This is a genomic window from Kurthia sp. Dielmo, assembly GCF_000307285.2.
GTDB lineage: Bacteria > Bacillota > Bacilli > Bacillales_A > Planococcaceae > Kurthia > Kurthia populi.
In genome coordinates this window covers 141,224-163,783 of the sequence record NZ_HE578963.1, presented here as the reverse complement: position 1 = coordinate 163,783, position 22,560 = coordinate 141,224, and the positions used below count along the sequence as shown (strand labels likewise).

The following is a 22,560-nucleotide window of genomic DNA, read 5'->3' as shown; positions in this document are numbered from 1 at the left end:
TTAATTTAAATGGTGACCCCTACGGGATTCGAACCCGTGTTACCGCCGTGAAAGGGCGGTGTCTTAACCGCTTGACCAAGGGGCCATGGCTCCGTTGGCAGGACTCGAACCTGCGACCCTCTGATTAACAGTCAGATGCTACTACCAACTGAGCTACAACGGAATAATAAATAAAATTTTCGTGTCGTTCAGGTAAGTGATTACCTTGTCGACTTTTACTATTATAGAGAGGTATACAACAAACGTCAATAGTTTTTCCAAAAAAACTTTTTATTTTTTTAAAAGCTCTCCTAAACATCTGCTACAGCGGTATTTTAACGTATTTATCTTTCTTTGTCGTTGATAGCTTTGCCCACATTTACTGCATACATAATGATGTTTATATAATGTTTTTTTCACTTCCTGTTTAATAGAAGAACAGTGGCGCGGTGCACCTACTCTCGCCAGAAGCTGTTTGAAGTCCCGATCCTTATGCTGGTATCCCTTGTTTTCTAAATGTAAATGATAGTGACATAGCTCATGCTTAATAATCCCCGTTAATTCATTCAACCCAAATACCTCAAGCATTTTCTTATTTAATTCGATGTTATGGCTATTTAGCATATAGCGTCCACCGGTTGTTTTTAAACGTTGATTAAAAAAAGCTTGATGCCGAAATGGCTTATGAAAGTATTGCATTGAAATATCACATACTAATTGGTGTACTTGTGTATCTGTCACACGTATTCCTCCTCGATAAAAAAAGTGCTATCTTCTATTCTACACATAGAAGACAGCACTTTCTATTTATTGTGGTGCAAGCATCGTTAAAGCAATGCGTTCTTTTTTTGTATCAACCGAGTCCACCCATACCGTTACAATGTCGCCAAGTGATACAACATCTAATGGGTGCTTCACAAACCCTTTTTTCAGTTTTGAAATATGCACAAGTCCGTCTTGTTTAACGCCAATGTCGATAAAGGCGCCAAAATCTACTACATTTCGTACTGTTCCTTGTAGCTCCATACCCGGTTTTAAATCATCCATTTTTAAAATATCTTTCTTTAATAATGGCTGAGGGAACGCATCACGTGGGTCACGCATCGGCTTCATTAAAACATCTACCGTATCTTTTACTGTGATTTCACCAATACCTAACTCCTTGCTTAACGCCACAATGTCTAATTGACGTAATGATTCCTCCGCATCTGGTGCACCAATTGTCGTATTGGCGCGTTTTAATAACTCTTTTGCGAGTGGATAGCTTTCTGGGTGAATGCCGGTAGCATCTAACGGATTTTTTGCGTCCATGACACGTAAAAAGCCAATTGCTTGCTCGTACGTTTTCGCGCCAAGTCTTGGCACCTTTTTAAGTTGTGTACGCGCTGTAAACTTGCCAATATCGCCGCGCATCGTCACGATATTTTCTGCGACACTTTTTGATAAACCTGAAACATATTGTAAAAGAGATGCAGAGGCTGTATTCACATCAACCCCTACTTGGTTTACTGCTGTTTCTACGATAAACGTTAATGACTCGGATAATTTTTTCTGCGAAACATCATGCTGGTACTGACCAACACCCACTGCCTTCGGTTCGATTTTAACAAGCTCTGCTAGGGGGTCCTGCAAACGACGTGCAATGGATACCGCACTACGTTGCTCTACTTGTAAATCAGGAAATTCTGCACGTGCCACATCAGATGCCGAATACACACTCGCACCCGCTTCACTCACAATGACATAAGCCGTATCACTTGAAGCTTCTTGTAACACCTCCGCTACAAAGGCCTCTGATTCACGAGAAGCTGTGCCGTTACCAATCGCAATAATCGAAATCGGATATTTCGCCAAAATCTCTTTCATAATACGCTTCGCATCCTCACGTTTTGCTTTCGGTGGATGTGGATAAATTACGGAGATATCAAGCATTTTCCCGGTATCATCTACGACTGCTAATTTACAGCCCGTACGATATGCTGGGTCAAGTCCTAACACATATTTCCCCTTCATCGGAGGCTGCAATAATAAGCTACGCAGGTTTTCAGAGAAAATATGAATGGCCTGTGCTTCTGCCTTCTCCGTTAATTCCCCGCGTACCTCGCGCTCGATTGATGGTGCAATTAAGCGTTTATAACTATCTTCAATCGCGAGTTCAAGCTGTGCAGCTGTTTTTGCTTGGGGGTTTGTAATCCACAAACGGCGCATTGCTTCCTCAATTTTTGCGACGGGCGCTTTAATAGCTACACGTAAAACCTCCTCATGCTCTCCGCGATTAATCGCGAGTGTCCGGTGCGGCACAATTTTAGCAAGTGGTTCCTCGTAGCTATAATACATTTCAAAGATGCCTTTTTCATCCTTCTCCTCATCCTTAACCGATGTAGAGATGACACCTTCCTTCCATGTGAAGCGGCGAATTGTTTCGCGAATTTTTGCATCATCACTAAAACGCTCCGCTAAAATATCGCGCGCACCTTGTAATGCTACTTCCACATCTACTTCCTCTGATACAAAGGCTTGCGCTAATTTTTCTGGTGCTTCATTTGGTAGCGCTAGTAATTGGTCTGCTAAAGGCTCTAGTCCTAGTTCTTTTGCAATCGTTGCCTTCGTACGACGTTTTTGTTTATAGGGACGGTATAAATCTTCCACTTGCTTTAAGATTGTCGCATGCGTAATTTGTGTTTGTAGCTCAGGTGTTAGCTTCCCCTGTTCATCAATCGATGCAATGACCTCTTTTTTACGGTCCTCTAATTGCACTAAATAATGATGGCGATCCTCAATGGCTTTAATTTGTACCTCATCAAGAGAGCCGGTTGCTTCTTTTCGGTAACGCGCAATAAACGGCACTGTATTGCCATCTTCTAGTAATGTAATAACTGCTGTTACTTGCTTCGGTGCGACTGTTAGTTCCTTTGCAATCATCGCTGAAAAATTCATCTACCTCATCCTTTCTCTTCGCCTCATTTTATCATTTTTCTCTATTATCCTTACATAAAAAAAGAAGGCCCGGTTTCCGGTACCTTCGATTAAAGATTGAGCATCACATACGTTAAGTCGTCATCTTTATATGTGAGATATTGCTCTGTATCATCTTGCCTCAACGCTTGCCATGTTGTGCAATCAACTAATTGCTTCACATCATTTACCTCGATACCATCTGAGTGAAGGAAGCAACGGTCTCCCTTTGTAAAAGAAAATGTCTCTACAAAAGGATTAATTCGTTTGCCCGCTAAATAGCCATAATGCGGCTTTGGGTAACTCACATTATTTTCATGAATCAAATAACATGAAATATTGCCAACACCGCAATAATGGAGTTGTTGCTGCGTGGAATCAATATAGAGAATCGACGCGACAGCTCCTCGTTGCATACGTAGTGCTTCATTGCATCTATGCATCATATCTTGAATGGATAATGTCTCACTGTATTGTTCTACAGTCTGTGTTACAAGTTTGGCACTTTCATGCGCATTTGGACCACTTCCTAATCCATCTGTCACGACACAAACGATACGTTCACCAAACTCTCCGATAAAAAAACCGTCACCACAAACATCATATTCTTTTTTATTGCGCTGAAAAACATGATACGACCACTTTATATTAGACACCACCTGAAGCGATAATTGCCTGCTGTAATTTCTTAATGGCTTTTCGCTGTAGACGCGACACATGCATTTGAGAAATACCTAGACGCTCACCAGCTTCTTTTTGGCTTAATTGTTCTAAATAAGTCAGTTGAATAATTTGTTTTTCGCGCTCATTTAAGACATTCATTGCCTCAGAAACAATCATGCGACGATTCGTTTTCTCAAACTCATCATCCTCTTTGCCAACAACATCAAATAATGTCACCGTACTACCATCGGAATCCGATTCAATCGAGTGGTCCATTGATAGTGCTTGGTAGCTACGACTCATTTCCATTGCTTCTAGAATTTCTTCATCCGTCACTTCTAAACGCTCAGCAATTTCCGAGACTTTCGGTGAGCGCTGTAACTCTGTCGTCAATGCTTCTACTGTAGCCTTAATGCGTGGACCAAGCTCTTTAATACGGCGAGGCACATGCACATCCCATGTTTTATCACGTAAGAAACGTTTGATTTCACCGACGATTGTTGGGACGGCAAACGCTTCAAAGCTACGACCAAATTCAGGATCAAAGCGACGAATTGCACCGAGCAGTCCTAGCATCCCTACTTGCACAATATCATCATGATACGAACGGCCATTTGAATACTTACGAGCAATTGATTCAACTAAATACTGATAGTTCTCCACAAGTCGTGTTTGTGCTTCATCATCTTTTTCTTCTTGGTATCGTTTAATCCAAGCGAGTACTTGTTCCTTTGAGGCATTTCTAGTGGACGTCTGTTTCCACATGTGCATTCACCTGCTCTCGTGAAACATATTTGGTCATGAACACTGTTACGCCATTTTCGTTTAATACTTTTACTTCATCCATTAAACTTTCAATTAAAAATAAACCTAACCCTCCTTCACGAATAAATTCCACTTCCGTTTCTTCGTGATACGGGCCTACTTTTTCTTTTACTTCTTCAAATTCAAAGCTACGGCCATAATCCGCAACCATGATTTCTAATTTATCTTCGTATACTGCGCAACCAACCACAACTTCTTGCTTTTCTTCATCCTCTACATAAGCATGTTGAATCGCATTTGTTACCGCTTCACTTGTCGCAATTTTCAAATCTTCAATGTCGTCATAAGAAAAGCCTAGGCGACTTGCTAAACCAGATACTGTTAAGCGCGCAACACCAACGTATTGAGTCTTTGATGGGATGCGCATTTCAAAATAATCGAATTCTTTCATCACCTATGCCTCCTCCTCTACATGAATAATGCCGCTTAAACCTGTAATATCGAATAAACGTTTTAAACGTGGAGACAAGCCGATTAGTGTAAGGTCACCGCCATCTGCGATTACACTCTTATAAAATGCGACGATAACGCCAATACCTGTACTATCCATATAGCCTACATCTGCTAAATCAAGTACGGCTTTTTTTGCACTCTTCGTATCAATTGCAAGTAACTGTTCGCGTAATTTAGGCGCTGTATATGCATCAATTTCACCGCTAATTACACCTAAAACGCTATTATCTTCTTGTATTGTAATATTTACTGTTAAATCCATTGTTTACACCTCTGTTTAATTTACTGTACTTTTTTTATTACCGCTAATGTAAAATCATCACGCTGATGAAAGGCCTGGAATTTTTCAAGCGCTTTAAATACACTGCGCGCTAAGTCCCCTGGCGTTTCCTCTTTCACATTAAAAATCATCTCAATTAACTCTTCTCGCGTAAGAAAACGTTCATCTTCTGTACGGCACTCTGTTACGCCATCCGTCATAATGATAATCATGTCATTCGCTTCTAGTTTAATTGAACTTTCCGTATAATGAACATCTGGTAAAATCCCTAACAATAACCCTTTTGATTCATCGAGATCATAAAACTTCTGTTCTCGTGCACAATAATAAAGCGCGGGCTCATGTCCTGCCGATGCATATGTAAAAATGGACTCTTCACTGTCATATCGTCCATAGAACATCGAGATAAACATATTATCTTCTACACTTTTTTCAACGATGCGATTTAACACATCGAGCGCATATGCCGGGCTAATACTCGCTTGACCTAATGTATCAAGACCATTTTTCACCATTGACATGCAAAGCGCTGCCGGAATACCTTTTCCGACAACATCCGCTACGCCAACCCCTACAAAATCGCTATCATCATCTTGGAAATAAACGTAATCGCCATTCATCTTGCCAGCTGGTACCGAAAGAAAATCAATTTCAACACCATCGAGCTCTGGCTTTTTTGTACGCAGCATCGTATTTTGCACTTTCGCTGCTAATTCAATTTCATGATTCATTGACTCTTGCTGCTCAACTAAAATTTTATGCTCACGTAGCGCTAAGCCATACTGAATCATAAATTCTGTTAGGAAATCGAGCGAAATAATGATATTATCCGTTATTCCTAATTCTTGAATTTCTTCAAGTGCAACTTTGTGGATGCTAATGACCTCTTCTGGTGTAATGTTCTTTTGGACAAGGTGGCGACTGAAGTTTTGGCCTAAATATAAATTTCTCTCTGTTTGATACTTTAAATATTGGCTAAGTAACATTGTATACTGCTTTTGTATCTCTTTCGTAACGCATCCTCACCTATCTGCTAAGACAACCATTTTACAATTGTAATCTTCGTGCCTTCTCCTACTTCTGTTTGAATATCAAATTCATCCATCAAACGCTTTACCCCTGGAAGCCCTGCTCCTAAACCATAAGAAGAAGAATATCCATCTTGAAGCACTAACTGTACATCACTAATCCCTGGCCCATAATCTTCTGCAACAATGCGGATTCCTACTTTACCTTCTTTTTCGAAACGTCCAATCGTGACGCTTCCTTGCTCTGCATACAAATAAATATTTCGAGCTAGTTCACTAATTGCTGTTGTTATACGCGCTTGGTCCACAGCTCCAAAGCCTATCGCTTTCGCTTCACTACGGCCCATTTGACGTGCAGCCACAATATCCCATTCCGTCAAAATGCTCACTGAGGAAACGTCCATTCTTATCCCTCCAATTCTTGTTGCAATCGGTCCAAACCACTCTCTAAATCGAGCGCCGTTAATACATTACTTAATTCAATGCCTAATTCAACAAGCGTAATCGCAATCGGTGGCTGGATACCTGTTAGCGCTACTTTTGCGCCCATCATTCCTGCCATTTGAATAACCTCATCAAAGATTCGTGCAATAAACGAATCAATAAATTCAATTGCTGTCAAATCGATCACAACCCCGCGTGCATTTGTTTCATGGATTTTTTCGAGAACATCTTGTTGAAACTGTAATGCTGTCGCATCATCAAGCTCCCATTGAATTGAAATAATTAAACAGTTCTTCAATTTTAAAATCGGCACTTTTGGCTGTATCATCGTTATCACACCTCGCTAATTTTTCTCTTTGTTAAGCGTAATGCCTCTTCTACGCCACGTTGCAATGTACCTGCTGTCATAAATTCATCTAAATCAATGCCAAGCGATACAATCGTCTGGGCAATCTCTGGACGAATGCCGACGATAATACACGTAGTACCTAGTAGCTTCACCGCTTTAACTGCTTGAATAATATGATGCGTCACCATTGTATCAATGACCGGAACACCTGTAATATCGATAAGCAATACTTCTGATTTATGTTTTAATACACCTTCTAAAACATTTTCGATAATCAATTTTGCACGCGTTGTATCAATTGTGCCAACAAGTGGTAAGACGGAAATTTTATCAAGAATTGGTATAATCGGCGTCGATAGCTCTTTTAATGCGATTCGCTGCATATTCATCGCATCTTTATAGCTATGTTCATATTCTTTGACAAGAGAACGCTCAATGTCATGCATTTTTTTATAATTTTCTTTTAAAAAAATGCTTAGTTTTTCAACGGAATGGGTATTTGATTTAAGAACGGTGTCTAATACAGCTTCTTCTACAAGCTGTACAAGTAATACGGTGTCCTGAAAATACTCATACTTTTGACTATATAATTGACAAAGTTGTTGACGTCTTTCCTCATCATTACAATCAATTTGCTCAAATAAATAAATCATGTCGATGATTTTCTCATTTGCGATTTCTTGTCCATTTTCACGCTGATTCCACGCGTGCTCTACATTTGTTGCAATCTCTAACTTATGCTCTTCTATCCAGTTAATCAAAAATCACCATCCCTCCAGTATAATCTTTACACAATTGTATAATATTTCTGTACATAATTCACTTTTAAAAGTCATTTTTTTCTATATCGGCTCAATTTTTATTTCTATACATAACTTTGATAGTTTTTATTTTGAATACAAAAAAGACTACTCGATCTAACAGTAGTCTTTTTTTATGTATACTAAAATTTAATGAGGCCTAAACTAATTTCCAATGCCGATTCTACTTTTTTCATTAATGGTCCGTCTAATTGTGTTATTTTATCTGTTAGTCGAGACTTATCAATTGTTCTAAGTTGTTCTAACAAAATAACTGAATCACGTTCGAAACCATATTTTTTCGCATCAATTTCGACATGTGTAGGTAGTTTTGCTTTTTGTATTTGTGCTGTAATCGCCGCAATAATGACGGTCGGGCTAAATCTGTTTCCAATATCATTTTGAATTATCAACACCGGTCGCGTTCCACCTTGCTCGGAACCGACCACTGGTGATAAATCTGCAAAAAAGACATCTCCGCGTTTTACGTTCACATTTTCATCCTCCGTAAACGAGACGCGCTACCACATACGGCCAGTTACATGCTCCGCTTCGTACTCTACATGCAAACATTCGCTGCATATCGTAAGGTTAATTTGAGACATTTCTTCATATCCCTTAACCATTGCCTCTCGAATATGTTTTTGTTGTTCCTGACGTGCATTTTTTCGCACATCACTTTCATATGCGTAATGTTGAGCAATCTTTTGTAAAACTGCTTCATACGCTTTTTCCATTTCATATTCGGGCAATTGAACTAAATCTAATTGTTTTTGACTCACAGCCAGCACCTCCAAAACAAACCTCAATTTATAGTCGTTCTTAAATAAGCTTAACACCAATACTACCATCGATTGGTAATCTTGAAAAGGTGTAAAACAAAATAAACGATATAAGTAATGTTAGTTTTCTGAATTTTCGTGCCTACTACACCGCCAAAATTAGGCTTTGTAGACGCGTGGAATTCGAGGTGTTAACATGCATGGAATCTCGTAAACAATCGTATTTAGACGGCTTGCCCACTCTTGCATTGTAATTTCATCATTACCTTGTTTACCAATTAAAACAACACGTTCACCAACGCTCATTTTTTTCGGTAATTTAATCATAATTTGGTCCATACAGATGCGTCCGACGATTGGTGCGCGCATTCCTTGCACTAAAAATTCTTGGTTCGCAAGAGCACGAATAACGCCATCTGCATAGCCAACCGGTATCGTACCGATCCATTCGTCTTCTGTCGCTTCATACGTGGCGCCATATCCAACTGTGTCCCCTTTGTGCAATTGTTTCACATGCACAAGCTCCGTTTCAAGTGAAAATGCAGGGCATAGGTCATATGGTAAGTGTTCTTCCACATAAGGTGATGGTGATAAGCCATAAAGCGAAATGCCAAAGCGAACCGCATCAAACTGTACATGCTCTTTCACAAGAGATGCAGCAGTATTTGCCGCATGCACGATACGTGGTTTTTTAGGAAGGGACGCCACAAGCTTTTTAAATGTTGCAAGCTGATGCTCATAAAACGTCGTTTGCTCCTCATCCGCTGTCGCAAAGTGTGTAAAGATACCATCTACAACGACATTTTCTAGCTGTGCAGCCTCGTATACAGCGTGTAACTCTTCAGCTGTGCGCACGCCAATTCGACCCATCCCACTATCTACTTTCAAATGAATCAATAAAGGTTTTTCAAATTGTGGTGCAAGTGCTGCTACTTGTTCAAGCCACTCTGTCGAAAATACCGTTAGCGTAATATTATATTTTGCAGCATATGGTGCAAAGTGAACAGGTACTGCTCCTAAAATTAAAATCGGTGCATCCGCAATAAATTGACGTACATGCAGTGCTTCCTCTGGTGTTGCTACCGCAAGCATTGTTGCACCCGCTTTAAGTGCAACCTCCGCAACACGAATATCACCATGACCGTATGCATTTGCTTTAATAACAGCCATAATATGTACGTCCGAATGTAGGTGCTTGCGTAAATTTGAAACATTTGATTGAATCGCTTTTAAATCGATAACGGCCTTTGTAGGTCGAAAATTTTGTAGTTCTTCCATTTTGTCTAACCTCTTCTAATCGTGATTTATTCTAATATTATGTACCTCTCAACTGATGAGGTCAATCTTTTCAAAGGCTCTTTAAAAAGACATTATTTTCGATTTAAGGGCGATAATTTTCTTTACCCCTAAATTATAACTTTAAGCCCATTTTCATAAGAAACTTTATGCTTTCTCCAAAATGACCTGGGCAGCTGCATAGGCCTTTGAATGTGTAATCGATACAAAACCAGGCACTTTCTCACCTTTAAAATAAAGGAGCGGCTGGCCATTTGGTGCCTTTAAAATTTCAATATCATGCAGTGCACAGTCTTTCCCAAGTCCGGTACCAAGTGCTTTTGAAAAAGCTTCTTTTGCTGAAAAACGCCCCGCTAAAAATTCGAGCTGACGTGCTGGCTTTAACGTATCATAAATCGCACATTCCTTTGCAGTCAAAACCTTTTTTCGAAAAGCATCGTTGCGCTCATTTATTTTGGCAACACGCTCAATTTCAATAATATCGAGTCCAATTCCTGTAATCATTTAGCTCATCCTTTCTTTCTTAATCTTGAAACAGGTATAATAATAGTAACTTGGAACGAGAGGTGACGATATGTTCAACCGTAACGAAAAATTATCGGATTATGTAAAATTGTATCCGATGGTCGCATTCCTTATTATCATTAATTTACTTGTTTATCTCGCTGGTTTAGTGCCATCTATTCGGATTGAAATACTAAATTACGGCGCAGCAGCAAACTGGTTAATTGCAGATGGTGAATATTGGCGCATTATCACGGCCGTCTTTATTCACGGAGGCTTCTTACATATTTTATCAAATATGTTTTGGCTTTACGTCTTCGGTCCAGAGCTTGAAAAAATTGCTGGTAAACTGCGCTTCTTTACCATTTATATGATGTCTGGCATCATCGGCAATGTCGCAACGTACTTTGTTCAAGGACCTGAATATGTGTCCGTTGGTGCAAGTGGCGCCATCTTCGGTATTTTAGGTGCCTTTTTAGCACTTGTTTACTATACGCGTAAGATCTTCCCGCAGCTGCGTCAAATGATTGTGCCGCTTGCTGTGATTTCTGTAATCATCACATTTTTACAGCCAAATGTAAACGCGACTGCTCACATCGCTGGCTTATTAACAGGTGCCGTTTTTGGCTTTATTAATTTCCATCCAAAAAATATTATAAAGTGGCGTGAACAGCGCCAGAAACGTTCATAAAAAAGAGGCTTCCGATTCGGAGGCCTCTTTTTTTTAGTTCATTGGACGATACCAGTTAAAAATCGTCATCAACTTGTCTTTCTCAAAAAACCGTAGCGTTGTTTCAGATTCAGCTGTTCCTGCAACAATTGATACATTGATACGGGCTAAATTGCCACGCTCCGCAAAAACACTTTGCCCAACACCTAACGCCTGAATGCGGTGCTTCATCACAAAAAAGGTCTCTTTTGAAATACTGCGTGTCACAAGCGTTAGCTGCTTGTCATACAGTGCAAAGCCTGACGAACGATATTTTAAATACCCTAAAAACATAAGCAACGGTAGCAAGATTAGGCTATACAGACCGTAACCATGTGGCACAAAATAGCTAACTGCTGCTACCGGAAGGATCGCCCACGCACTTGCGAATAATACGAAGCGCCACCAAGCACGTTTTGGCGCCTTCGTTAGCGTATATTCAAATTGATACCCCGGGAATAATTCTGCTAACACAGCTAGTCCTTCTCGTTTTTTAATAAGCGGTACGAGTGAGATTTTCGACTCCCCTTCGTCTTCTGTATTGCCAGCGCTCTCTAGCTGAATCGCCGCAAATCCAAAAAGCTGACGGAAAGGCGTTTCAACAATTTTAATGCCTTGGATACGCGATAACGGTACAGCGACACGCTTTTTCTCAAGCAATCCCTTCGAAATAAATAAACGATCCCCTTCTCGCTCCACCATAAAATTCGCATGATTTAAATACGTAATAACGACGGAAATGAGCCAAGAAATGAAAAGTATCACAAATGCGATTAATGACACGATTAAAATACCAATCTTCATAAAGTCTTTTAATTCATTAAAAATAAGCTCATACGGAATAATGTCTGATAACTGAGACATAATCGCGGCTACTGCTGAAAAAATCACACCAATCCCACTTGACGTCGTCGCTAAAATAAATAAGTTTTTCGTCGTCATTTTATAGACCGTTTCACGTGTAACAATTTCTTCCTTTTCAGCAATAACGCCCTCTTCAGCGACTTTTTCTTGTCGTTTTGCACGTTTTGTCGCCGTATCAATCCAGTCTGCCTGCTCACGAGAAATAGCGGTTAAATCAATACCAGAATCTTCACTACCTGCTGTCTCAATCGACACTTTTACAAGCCCAAACGGACGGTGAAAAATTCCTTCCTTAAAATTTACACTTTGAATTCGCTCAAACGGCGCATACTGATGCTTTTTAACAAATAAGCCTTTCTCCACATGCAGCTCATCATTTTCAACCCAGTACACATGCTTTCGCCATGATAGCCATACGAACACAAATAAGATGCAGAGTAAAAAGAATACAACGAACAGCCCTAATAAAGTCCACTTAAAATTGGGGTCTGCCGGATTCCATGGAATGTTTTTAATATTTAAGATAAAGATAATCGCAAAGCCTGCAATGGTTTCTTTCACGATTTTTAAAAGTTTTAATAAAATCGTAATCGGATGAAGATGCTGTTTCTCATACATCGTCTTCAGCCACCCTTGCTAATGCGGAAATTTTCGAGCGCAGTGCATCCGCCTCTTCTTCCGTTAGCGCCGGAATGGTATGAACGGTTGCCGCTGTCGAAATCGAGATTTCTGCCAGATGATATTTTTTTAAAATCGGTCCCTGCGTTGTATTGACATGTTGTACACGCACCATTGGCACGAGCACGCGTTCAATAATAAATAAACCATATTTCAGTTCAATTTCTTCTTCTCGTACTTCATAGCGCCAGTGACGCCATTTTATTTTCGGAAAAATAAAGATTGCTGTAGCCATTTCGATGACTGCTAACGCGATAATAACGATATAAATCCATGAGTACCAATCAAAAAAATACGTTAGCACGCCAATAAGCGCTAAAATGAGCCATACAATGACGGTTTGAATGACACCATGAATACGCCATACCGTAAGTCCTTTTTTAGAAATCTGTTGCTGTGGTTCCTGCAAAATCTTCACCCTTTCTTCGTTAGTCCTCTAAGTTTCTCATACATTACACGCGAGCACAAAAAAAGAGAGGTCAGGGATAATCCCTGGCCTCTCTTGAAATTTGCGTTATTAGCCTTCGTTGTTGTGACGACGAGGACGACGATCTCCGCCTTCGCGACGACGACGGTCTCCGCCACCATTGCCACGACGTTCTCCACCGCGTTCTCCGCCTTCACGACGACGACGATCTCCGCCATTGCTACGATTACGGTTGCCACCGCGGAAGTTACGGTTACCACCGCGACCGCCACCGTTACCACGGCCACCGCCACGACGCATTGGAAGTGGACGTTCTTCAGAAATTTTGATTGGTGTATCATCTGGCTCTTTTGTTAACGATTTAAGAGCAGCTGCAACTAAATCAATTGCATCTGTATCTTTTAATAACTCTTCAGCCATTGCACGGTAAGTGCTTAAATGATTTTTCTCAACGATTTCTTTTAATTGTTGAACTGCAACTTCTTGTTGACCAACTAAAGCTTCATCAGCTGTTGGTGGTTTAAGAGGTGTCATACGTTTTTTCGTAGTTTCTTCTACAATACGTAAGTAGCTCATTTCACGTGGTGTTACGAATGTTACAGCAACACCTGATTTACCAGCACGACCAGTACGACCGATACGGTGAACGTATGATTCTGGATCTTGTGGAATATCGAAGTTGTAAACGTGTGTTACGCCTGAGATATCAAGACCACGAGCAGCTACGTCTGTTGCTACTAATACATCAATTTTGTTTTCTTTGAATTGACGTAATACAGAAAGACGTTTTGCTTGAGAAAGGTCACCGTGGATACCTTCAGCAATGTAACCGCGGATGCTAAGTGCGTGTGATAATTCATCAACACGGCGTTTAGTACGACCGAATACGATTGCAAGTTCTGGTTTTTGAACGTTTAATAAACGAGATAAGATATCGAATTTTTCACGTTCTTGAGATTTCACGAAGAATTGTTCGATGTTATCTACTGTTAATTCTTTCGCTTTGATTTTTACGCTTTCAGGCTCTGTCATGAATGTATCTGCAATTTTACGGATTGCTGGAGGCATTGTAGCAGAGAATAAAAGTGTTTGGCGTTCAGATGGTACGTTTTCTAAGATTGCATTGATATCTTCAATGAATCCCATGTTTAACATTTCATCTGCTTCGTCTAAAACTAATGTTTTAACGTTTTCTAATTTTAACGTACGGCGTTTAATGTGGTCTAAAATACGACCAGGTGTACCTACGATAATTTGTGGTTTGTTTTTAAGTGCGCGGATTTGGCGGCTAATATCTTGACCACCGTACACTGAAAGAATCTTAGAACGTTTACCGTAACCAATTTTGTGTAGCTCTTCAGAACATTGAATGGCTAATTCACGAGTTGGTGCGATTACTAGTGCTTGGATTGTTGGTTCTTTAGGATCTACCTTTTCAATTAATGGAACACCGAAAGCAACTGTTTTACCAGTACCTGTTTGTGCTTGACCGATAATGTCATGGCCTTCAACAGCTAGAGGAATAGTACCTGCTTGGATTGGTGTTGCTTCTTCAAATCCCATACGTTCTAGGGATTTTAATGTAGATTCGCTAATATTTAATTCTGAAAAATTTGTCAAACTTCTCATTCTCCTTTTAGTTAAGTGTGCAGTTGACAAATGGTTACATTTTCAGATGAAAATAGGGCAAATCGAGCCTCATGTCTAGGATGTTCATATCCTGAACGCTTATACCTTCGTTAAAATACGAAGTATGTTTATATAAAGTAAAGCCCGGACTTTGCCGAGCGGTTTAATTTCGAAGTTATAAAACCTCAACATCATTGACCGTTAATGTTCAAAAAAAAGTACTCCCCATATCAAATGACCGGAGAGTCTCATACAAAATGTATCCATTGCTTTAAATATTCTAACATGCGGTTTGTCACTATGCAACGAATAACAACCGATTGAAATTTTCTGAAAATTAATCTTTGTCCATAAAAGCGCTATCATTTTATGCTACTTTAAAGAAAACAATGCCCACCTATGAAATACAGTGGGTATTCTTTTAACTACTAAAAGTAAAGTGCGATAGGACGCGCCTTTCATCGATTTTTACCTTTTCAAATACTACTAAAAACTAGCAGTATTAACCGAGAAGAAAAGTGTGTTTTTTAGCCTATTAAAAAAGACAATTCTTGAAAATAGTCTTTTTCTTCATGTCTTATCTCATATCAAAAATTTATTGTTTTTCGCTAAAATCGCCATCAAAAAAGGAATGATGCTCATGCATCATTCCTTTTTCATACTATTTCACAAATGCTTGTAAAATGTTTTCAAGCGCCATGCCACGAGATCCTTTTAATAATACTAAAGAATCCGCTGATGCATGCTGTGCAATATGTTCAATAATCGGTGCATAATCTTCTGCACTCCATAACACATCTGCTTGGTCTTTAATCTTATTATAAAGCGCCTCCATGCGTGGTCCATATAGACACACATGCTGAATCGCGTCTAAGTTTAAATCGTCGGCAATGTTTTCATGATATTCACGCTCTAATGTACCAAGCTCTAGCATATCGCCTAGCACGACCCATTTGTCGCTGCGCATTGTCGCATGCTCAACGAAGTTAAGCGCGGCACGTACAGAAGTCGGTGCCGCATTATAGGCATCGTTAATGAATAAAATATCTTTTTTGCCTTCAACAAGTTGCATGCGCATATTTGTCAGCTCGACGCCTTTTAATGCTTCACGAATTTGGTCATTCGTTAAACCAATATCTTGTGCAATTAAAATCGCAATCAACGTATTTTTCACTTGGTGACGACCTAGTACAGAAATAAAGAAGTTGTCCTCTAATAAACCATGCACATCAAAGTGACTACCCTTTTCATCCTCTGTAATATTTGCCGCATATAAATCATCGGTGTCGGCTAAGCCAAATGAAATCGCATCGATATTCTCTGCTGCGACAAGTGGACGTAATAATGGCTCGTCACCATCATAGAAGAATTTGCCGTCTGCTTGTAGACCTTGTACGATTTCAAATTTCGCTTTTGCGATACCCTCACGAGAACCGAGCGCTTCCATATGTGCCTCACCAATATTTGTGATGACTGCATAATGTGGCTCCGCTAATTTTGTTAGTAACTCGATTTGGTGGAATCCATCCATCCCCATTTCAAGTACCGCAAATTGCGTATCCTCATCTAAGCCAAGTAATGTCAGTGGTAAGCCTAATTGGTTATTATAGTTACCTTCTGTTTTTTGTACTTTATAGTAAGGCGCTAATGTGCCCGCAATTAAATCTTTTGTTGATGTTTTACCATTTGAACCCGTTACCGCGATAAATGTCGCGTTGTGCTCACTGCGATACGCGCGTGCCATTTGTTGAAGGGCTTCCTCTGAATCTTCAACGAAAAGAAGTGGTACATCTTGCGGTGGGTTTGGCTCATCCTTTTGCCAAAATGCAGCTGCTGCACCTTGTTCAAAAGCTTGCGCTACATATTTATGACCATTCACGTTTTCACCACGGAATGGAATGAATAAATCACCTGGCTCTAGCGTACGTGTATTAATGGATACACCGGTTACAACGGCTTCCTCAAATGTTTGAGCGATGCCAAGCCATGCTGCGATTTCATTAATCGTTTTTTTCATGTTTGAGGACTCCTCTTATTGATATTGAAGTTGTTGTTTTTCAGCGTGGCGTTCGATGCCAAGGTTGATTAATTTTTCGATTAATTCGTTGTATGGAAGACCAGTGTTTTTCCAAAGAATTGGATACATACTTACTGGTGTGAAACCAGGTAATGTATTAACTTCGTTGATGAAGATTTCGTTTTCTGCTGTTACGAAGAAATCTGCACGCACTAAGCCAGAACCATCTAAAATTTTGAATGCGCGTTTCGCCATATCAGAAAGTTGTGCTTCTACATCAGCGGTTACAGGTGCAGGAATTAATAAATCCGTGCTGTTGTCATTGTATTTTGAATCGTAGTCGTAAAATGCTGTTTTTGGTTTAATTTCACCAGGTACAGATGTTTCTGGTTCATCATTACCAAGAACCGCCATTTCTACTTCACGAGCTACAACACCTGTTTCGACAACAATTTTACGGTCATATTTAAGTGCTAATTCAACCGCTTCGATTAATTTTTCGCGGTCATCTGCTTTTGATACACCAACGCTTGAACCTAAGTTTGCTGGTTTAACGAACATTGGATATGTTAATTTTCCTTCCATTTCAGCGATTAATGCATCTTGTTGTTTATACCAATCATTACGAATGAAATATGTGTAAGGAACTTGAGGCAAGCCAGCGATTTCGAATAATTGTTTCATTGAAACTTTATCCATACCAGCTGAAGAAGCTAATACACCATTACCTACGTATGGTAAATTTAATACTTCTAAGAAACCTTGTACGGTACCATCTTCACCGTTTGTACCATGAAGTAATGGGAAGATAACGTCGAATTTACGTTCTTTTAAAGAAGTTAAAAATTCTGTTACGTCATTTTCTGAATCTACATCACGAGTAAACGCTAATTGTTCAATTGATTCGGCAGGTGCTGTTAATTGTTCACCTACACGCCATTCACCACCACGTGTGATGAATACTGGGAAAATATCGTATTTATCAAAGTTTAATGCTTGTGTTGCAGCCTTTGCTGTTGATAATGACACATCATGCTCTGCTGATTTACCACCGTATAATAAGCCTAATTTTTTATTCATAATAATGAGTTCCTCCAAATTTTAATTGGTCTACGAACGAATGTCCCTGAATTGAATGGGACGATTTCTATCGGACAAAGTTTCTCTAACTTGATGCGAGAAAAATATCATTACTTATAATAGCACTCTCTCACGCATTTTCATAAAAAAATCTAAAAAAAAGATTCCATTCGTCACACGAAAGGAATCCTATCCACCTATCCAACAACTAAAATACATTTTACGGACTACTTATGTACTTCTAGTACCCCATCTGGCTTTTGCTTTAACAATGAATTTAAATCGTCCCAAATCTCATCGACAAAATTAATATCCGCCACATTACGCACCTCAAGCACATAGGCTACTTTCGGCTTTTCAATACGATACATTGAAAAAAGCGCGCCGTCCTTCATATGATCGCGGAATGTATCACATACATCAATTGTAAAATGTGGCATAACGGTCGCCACGCGTCGACGCCAAAAGCTCGTTTGACGCTCTTTGAGTTGGATGACATTGTTGAAAACATTGACGACAAGACGGTCATTGTCTGCTAAATTTCGAAAATAAACTTTTGTATACTTATCCTCTTTATTTTCTAAGTAGACGTATTTATTTTGTAGCTGATGATAAAAAGGTGAACGTAACGGCTCCTTTTTATGCCCGATATAAAGAAGCTCCGCCTGTTCCTGCGGTGTTAATAAATTCAACTTTTTCTCATCTGAAAAATCAATCCAACATAAATCTTGCTTTGAATCTGAAATTTTCTTTGCAAAGTAAGGCATGCTTTTTTCGTCCACAAACCCTAAGCGCGTGTGCATGTTAAACGAGCCATCTTCGAACTCATTTTTCAACAGTAAAATATTTTGAAGCGAACCGACTGAAGAAGCAAATTCGTGAAATTTTAAACCGCTCAATACCACAAATTGGTTCAGCTCATTAACATGCACATATAAATGATGCAAAAAATCATCCGCAGCTCGCATTTTCTTTGCCAAGTCGATCACCCCATTCCTCTTCTTATTATAGATTGAATTGCATGAATTTGAAACATTTGTGATTCGATTTCGTCACAACTTTATGCACGAGCGTGTTACAATGAAATACGCTATAATAATTAAGTGAAATAATTAATATTTAGGTGGCAAATATGAATAACAATCGAAAAAATTTCTTCGATCGTTTGGATTGGACGTTAATCTTCATTTTGGCACTTTTTTGTATTGTTAGTATCGCCGCAATTTCATCTGCGCAAATGTCTGGTCAATACGCAACGAACTTCGTACCACGTCAATTATTCTGGTATGTAGTAGCGGGCGGTATCATCGCTGCGATGATGTACTTTGAACCAGAGCAATACAAAAAAATGGCCTGGTATTTGTATGGCATCGGTATTTTTATACTAGCAGTATTAGTTATACTACCCGACTCAATGGCACTTGTTGAACCACGTAACGGCGCTAAGAGTTGGTTCCACTTAGGCTTTGCCGACATCCAGCCGTCCGAGTTTATGAAAACATTTTATATTCTCGCACTCGCACGTGTTGTTTCTAAGCATAATGAAAACACTTCCGTCAAAACGATTAAAACCGACTTTATTTTATTAGGGAAAATCTTTTTAACATTACTTGTGCCATTAGCATTTATTATGCAACAGCCTGACCTTGGTACAAGTTTAGTATTCTTAGCCATTACAGCTGCGATGGTTATCGTCGCTGGTGTTGCTTGGCGTATTATCTTACCGGTTGCTATTGGCGCAGCTGGTATTGGTGGTACCCTACTATGGATGGCGCTTTACAAGCAAGAATTTTTAAATGCGACACTTGGTGTTAAAACCTATCAATTCGCACGTATTTACTCTTGGTTAGACCCATACTCGTATTCATCAAGTGATGGCTATCACTTAGTGAAATCGCTTAATGCGATTGGCTCTGGTCAAATTTTCGGTAAAGGCTATAAAGGGCATGAAGTGTATGTACCGGAAAACCATACCGACTTTATCTTTAGTATCATCGGCGAAGAATGGGGCTTTATTGGCGCTAGTGCTGTCATCGTACTATTCTTCTTCCTGATCTATCACTTAACAAAATTAACATTGCAAATGAAAGATCCATTCTGTACATATGTATGTGCGGGGATTATTGCGATGATTACGTTCCACGTATTAGAAAATATCGGTATGACAACGCAAGTTTTACCAATCACTGGTATCCCACTACCATTCATTAGTTATGGTGGTAGTTCGATGATGGGTAATGCCTTTGCGCTTGGACTTGTATTTAGTATGAAGTTCCACCATCACACATACATGTTTGGTCGAGACGATTAAATAAAGACGCAACACTTTTGAATGAAAAGGTGCTGCGTCTTTTGTTTTGTATACATTTCATTGAAATCGCTCATTCACTCAAGAAGCGTGTTTTGGCTACGACATATTTCATAATAAGCGCCAATAGACGGCTATTGGCGCATGAAAAAAAGAAGTTTTATTAACTATGCTGTAAATGCTGTCAACGTAAATTTTTATTTACTAAAAAATGCGCAGATATTTACGATTTCTGGTCTATGCACTTTGCTGATTTAGCCCCGTAGAGTCTCAAAAAGAGCCTATTTCATGGAATTTTGGGCTGTTTTTACACAAAAGTTGACGCAAAATGCATACAGCTATCATTTAGTTTATTTTTTATAAAATGCGACACACCGCATGTGGGTGCTTACATAACAGCGACAAAAAACACCCCTCGGAGCGTCAAAACGAACCCAAAATCGTGAAAAACGGGTAACAAAACGCCCCGTTTCTGTCATCCACTTTACTAAATCATCGTAACTATCCGGCGAGCTTTTGTAGTTATTTGTGAAAATAAAGAGCCTCAGCATATGTTTAATAAAAACCTAGTGACATTCACCCGAGTATGACACATATTCAAAAATATGTTGTATCCAAAACGCGCCACTTGGGAAAATACGCAATTTAAAAGAGCCACCAAAAATTGGCGACTCTTCTTTTTGTGCTACGCTTTTTTCTGACGTAATGATTTTGAACTGCGTGTAAATAACACAAGTATGGTTATACTAATGATTGCAAGCACAGCCGACACATAATACGTATTGCCGCCCTGCCATGTTAATAGCCATGTGAAAAATAACGGGCCGATAATTCGGCCTAGATTATCCATTGAATAACTTAAGCCCGCTGCCGTTCCGTACATACCGCCAGATTCCTTTGATGCGAGTGACGTATTTAATGTACGCGCAAGTGCATTCCCTGCTGTGAAAACGCATAGTGCCACACCAGCATAAATTAAATTCGTTGTAAATGGTAGCATTAACAGACCAATAGCTGTCAGCACTTGTGCACCTGCTAGCCATTTTACTTCTTGACCATCCTTCACTTTGCGCACGACCATTCCTTGAATAAAAAAGTCAACAAAGCCGCTAAATAAAAATAACGAGCCTAGTTGCGCAGACGTAATATTAATTTGATCGATTTGGAATAGCTGTAACGTCGATTCCACACCTGAAAGTAAAAATGTCACAATGAATGAGAAAATAAATAAATAGCGCACACGATAGCTAAAGAGCTTTGATGTACCTTGTGGAATAATTTCCTTCGCCGAACCTAGTTTTCGTGTTTCTGGCTCTTTTAATACTGTCGCTGCATAGAATAATAGCAAGAAAATTAAGATGGCTGACACGAAAAATGGTAGTGTTAGACTGATTTGACCAAGCAACCCGCCAATTGCTGGTCCAAAAATAAAGCCTAGCCCAATCGACATTCCCATAAAGCCCATATACATATTACGGTTATCATCAGTTGAAATATCACCAATAAAGCCTGTAACCGCTGTGTAAAGAGCGCCTGAGAATAAACCGCCGATGACGCGTGATGCGTAAAGCATCGGTAATGAATCGATAAATAATGCAATCATTAAAAAGCTCACACTAAAGCCGACAAGCCCCACTAAAATTAATTTTTTACGCCCAATACGGTCGGATAACCGGCCCCACAGTGGTGCTGTGAAAAAACTTGCTAGCGCATAAATCGTTAGTAGGCCACCGACATGCATATCATGAAATCCTTGATTTACAATAACTTCCGGCAAAATTGGAATAATTAAGCCAAAGCCAAAATATACGAAAAATTGTACAGATACTAATAACATAACTGCCTTTTTCATCGTTTCTCCTCCTTCCATTAGCCCCCTCAAAAATGAAAATGCTTACAAATTAGTGTACTGCTAGTGAATACGAAATGGCAATTACATTATATTCTCATTTATTTTTTTAAAAAAATAGGTGTTTTAGCTTTTTTTTCGGGAATAAATAATACAGTAAATTAATAATAGGCGTTGATAAATAAGGGTTTACACAAAATTTACAATTCTTCATTCTATTTAAAAAAATTTACGAATGTAACAATTTTGAAAAACTCTCATTGAGAAAATCATGTTATTATAAATATATTAACAACTTTGTCAAATGAAATGCTGAAACTTCTTATTTGAACTCAGCGTCTTATTATAAAACAAACGAAATTGAGGTGGCTCATGATGACAAAAGAAGTTGACATTACAAAAATTATTTCAAATTTGTCTAAGTTAGGCGTTAAAGCATCAAAAACAAAATCCCGCTTAGAATTGCTTAAAACACTTGCCCCACCGAAATCAACTCCGCAAACTCAAAACTAGATTACTTGAATTTGCTTCGACCATGTCGGAGTTTTTTTCTGCATACATATCGACTTGATGACGTCCAATCGATGGGCGTTTTTTAATACAAAAAAAGAGGCTTAGACGCAATGTCCAAGCCTCTTTTT

General features: G+C 39.3%; 24 protein-coding genes and 2 tRNA genes. 3 read left to right on the top strand and 23 right to left on the bottom strand.

All coding sequences use genetic code 11. The features are described from left to right. Nucleotides 1-10 precede the first annotated feature (10 nt). The 16 genes from KTHG_RS18460 to acpS all read right to left on the bottom strand — a co-directional run bounded on the left by KTHG_RS18460 (nucleotide 11) and on the right by acpS (nucleotide 10,358). Nucleotides 11-85, bottom strand: a tRNA-Glu gene (locus KTHG_RS18460). A gap of 1 nt (nucleotide 86) precedes the next feature. Beyond that, nucleotides 87-163: transfer RNA gene (locus tag KTHG_RS18455), tRNA-Asn, on the bottom strand. Nucleotides 164-270: 107 nt separating this feature from the next. Continuing rightward, nucleotides 271-720, bottom strand: coding sequence for a SprT family protein (locus KTHG_RS18450; protein WP_139995811.1), 450 nt, complete (start codon nucleotides 718-720; stop codon nucleotides 271-273). Nucleotides 721-786: 66 nt separating this feature from the next. Next, nucleotides 787-2,916: a Tex family protein gene (locus KTHG_RS18445; RefSeq protein WP_139995809.1), complete on the bottom strand. Its 2,130-nt coding sequence runs from the start codon at nucleotides 2,914-2,916 to the stop codon at nucleotides 787-789. An 89-nt stretch (nucleotides 2,917-3,005) separates the two neighbouring features. Continuing rightward, nucleotides 3,006-3,590: a PP2C family serine/threonine-protein phosphatase gene (locus KTHG_RS18440; RefSeq protein ID WP_186439687.1), complete on the bottom strand. Its 585-nt coding sequence runs from the start codon at nucleotides 3,588-3,590 to the stop codon at nucleotides 3,006-3,008. After that, nucleotides 3,583-4,362, bottom strand: coding sequence for an RNA polymerase sigma factor SigB (sigB, locus tag KTHG_RS18435; RefSeq protein WP_139995805.1), 780 nt, complete (start codon nucleotides 4,360-4,362; stop codon nucleotides 3,583-3,585). Before sigB ends, KTHG_RS18440 begins: the two co-directional genes overlap by 8 nt. Next, nucleotides 4,340-4,813 (bottom strand): anti-sigma B factor RsbW, encoded by a 474-nt coding sequence (gene rsbW / locus KTHG_RS18430; protein ID WP_126991387.1) that lies wholly within the window; start codon nucleotides 4,811-4,813, stop codon nucleotides 4,340-4,342. The genes sigB and rsbW overlap by 23 nt, the downstream gene beginning before the upstream one ends. Nucleotides 4,814-4,816: 3 nt before the next feature. Beyond that, nucleotides 4,817-5,137 carry an anti-sigma factor antagonist gene (locus KTHG_RS18425; RefSeq protein ID WP_126991388.1) on the bottom strand — a complete coding sequence of 107 codons (321 nt, stop codon included), beginning with the start codon at nucleotides 5,135-5,137 and terminating at the stop codon, nucleotides 4,817-4,819. A 20-nt stretch (nucleotides 5,138-5,157) separates the two neighbouring features. Next, on the bottom strand, nucleotides 5,158-6,141 hold the full coding sequence (locus tag KTHG_RS18420) for a SpoIIE family protein phosphatase (protein ID WP_126991389.1): 984 nt from the start codon (nucleotides 6,139-6,141) through the stop codon (nucleotides 5,158-5,160). A gap of 47 nt (nucleotides 6,142-6,188) precedes the next feature. Then, entirely contained in the window at nucleotides 6,189-6,587 is a 399-nt protein-coding gene (locus tag KTHG_RS18415; RefSeq protein ID WP_126991390.1) for an anti-sigma regulatory factor, read from the bottom strand. Nucleotides 6,588-6,589: 2 nt separating this feature from the next. Further along, a complete protein-coding gene (locus KTHG_RS18410; RefSeq protein ID WP_186439686.1) occupies nucleotides 6,590-6,955 on the bottom strand; it encodes an STAS domain-containing protein in 366 nt (121 codons plus the stop codon). 5 nt (nucleotides 6,956-6,960) lie between these two features. Next, nucleotides 6,961-7,737: an STAS domain-containing protein gene (locus KTHG_RS18405; protein WP_255512504.1), complete on the bottom strand. Its 777-nt coding sequence runs from the start codon at nucleotides 7,735-7,737 to the stop codon at nucleotides 6,961-6,963. A 182-nt stretch (nucleotides 7,738-7,919) separates the two neighbouring features. Next, on the bottom strand, nucleotides 7,920-8,270 hold the full coding sequence (locus KTHG_RS18400) for a type II toxin-antitoxin system PemK/MazF family toxin (RefSeq protein ID WP_126991391.1): 351 nt from the start codon (nucleotides 8,268-8,270) through the stop codon (nucleotides 7,920-7,922). 27 nt (nucleotides 8,271-8,297) lie between these two features. Next, nucleotides 8,298-8,558, bottom strand: coding sequence for a hypothetical protein (locus KTHG_RS18395; RefSeq protein WP_126991392.1), 261 nt, complete (start codon nucleotides 8,556-8,558; stop codon nucleotides 8,298-8,300). Nucleotides 8,559-8,717: 159 nt separating this feature from the next. Further along, nucleotides 8,718-9,836, bottom strand: coding sequence for an alanine racemase (gene alr, locus KTHG_RS18390; RefSeq protein WP_139995803.1), 1,119 nt, complete (start codon nucleotides 9,834-9,836; stop codon nucleotides 8,718-8,720). Nucleotides 9,837-10,001: 165 nt separating this feature from the next. Continuing rightward, a complete protein-coding gene (gene acpS / locus KTHG_RS18385; protein ID WP_139995801.1) occupies nucleotides 10,002-10,358 on the bottom strand; it encodes a holo-ACP synthase in 357 nt (118 codons plus the stop codon). A 70-nt stretch (nucleotides 10,359-10,428) separates the two neighbouring features. On the opposite strand from acpS, the gene KTHG_RS18380 reads away from it, so the two are divergent. After that, nucleotides 10,429-11,049, top strand: a complete 621-nt coding sequence (locus KTHG_RS18380) for a rhomboid family intramembrane serine protease (protein WP_126991395.1) — start codon at nucleotides 10,429-10,431, stop codon at nucleotides 11,047-11,049. 33 nt (nucleotides 11,050-11,082) lie between these two features. Here KTHG_RS18380 and KTHG_RS18375 read toward each other — a convergent pair whose 3' ends face one another. From KTHG_RS18375 to KTHG_RS18350, 6 genes are all read right to left on the bottom strand, one after another. Further along, nucleotides 11,083-12,549 (bottom strand): PH domain-containing protein, encoded by a 1,467-nt coding sequence (locus tag KTHG_RS18375; protein WP_139995799.1) that lies wholly within the window; start codon nucleotides 12,547-12,549, stop codon nucleotides 11,083-11,085. After that, nucleotides 12,542-13,021 (bottom strand): PH domain-containing protein, encoded by a 480-nt coding sequence (locus KTHG_RS18370; RefSeq protein ID WP_139995821.1) that lies wholly within the window; start codon nucleotides 13,019-13,021, stop codon nucleotides 12,542-12,544. The genes KTHG_RS18375 and KTHG_RS18370 overlap by 8 nt, the downstream gene beginning before the upstream one ends. Nucleotides 13,022-13,126: 105 nt before the next feature. After that, nucleotides 13,127-14,656, bottom strand: coding sequence for a degradosome RNA helicase CshA (gene cshA, locus KTHG_RS18365; RefSeq protein WP_139995797.1), 1,530 nt, complete (start codon nucleotides 14,654-14,656; stop codon nucleotides 13,127-13,129). A 670-nt stretch (nucleotides 14,657-15,326) separates the two neighbouring features. After that, the gene (locus tag KTHG_RS18360) at nucleotides 15,327-16,682 is read right to left on the bottom strand and encodes a UDP-N-acetylmuramoyl-tripeptide--D-alanyl-D-alanine ligase (protein WP_139995795.1); all 1,356 of its coding nucleotides are present in this window, start codon (nucleotides 16,680-16,682) and stop codon (nucleotides 15,327-15,329) included. Nucleotides 16,683-16,697: 15 nt separating this feature from the next. After that, nucleotides 16,698-17,762 carry a D-alanine--D-alanine ligase gene (locus KTHG_RS18355; protein ID WP_139995794.1) on the bottom strand — a complete coding sequence of 355 codons (1,065 nt, stop codon included), beginning with the start codon at nucleotides 17,760-17,762 and terminating at the stop codon, nucleotides 16,698-16,700. Nucleotides 17,763-17,989: 227 nt separating this feature from the next. Then, nucleotides 17,990-18,751 carry a hypothetical protein gene (locus tag KTHG_RS18350; RefSeq protein ID WP_370323623.1) on the bottom strand — a complete coding sequence of 254 codons (762 nt, stop codon included), beginning with the start codon at nucleotides 18,749-18,751 and terminating at the stop codon, nucleotides 17,990-17,992. A 143-nt stretch (nucleotides 18,752-18,894) separates the two neighbouring features. Between KTHG_RS18350 and KTHG_RS18345 the strand changes: the two genes are divergently transcribed. Continuing rightward, a complete protein-coding gene (locus tag KTHG_RS18345) occupies nucleotides 18,895-20,073 on the top strand; it encodes an FtsW/RodA/SpoVE family cell cycle protein (protein ID WP_126991400.1) in 1,179 nt (392 codons plus the stop codon). A gap of 682 nt (nucleotides 20,074-20,755) precedes the next feature. Here the strand turns inward: KTHG_RS18345 and KTHG_RS18340 are convergent. Then, entirely contained in the window at nucleotides 20,756-21,922 is a 1,167-nt protein-coding gene (locus tag KTHG_RS18340) for an MFS transporter (protein ID WP_139995792.1), read from the bottom strand. Between the two features lie 372 nt (nucleotides 21,923-22,294). On the opposite strand from KTHG_RS18340, the gene KTHG_RS21535 reads away from it, so the two are divergent. Continuing rightward, nucleotides 22,295-22,432, top strand: coding sequence for an Lmo0850 family protein (locus KTHG_RS21535; RefSeq protein WP_199754697.1), 138 nt, complete (start codon nucleotides 22,295-22,297; stop codon nucleotides 22,430-22,432). The last annotated feature ends 128 nt before the right edge of the window (nucleotides 22,433-22,560 follow it).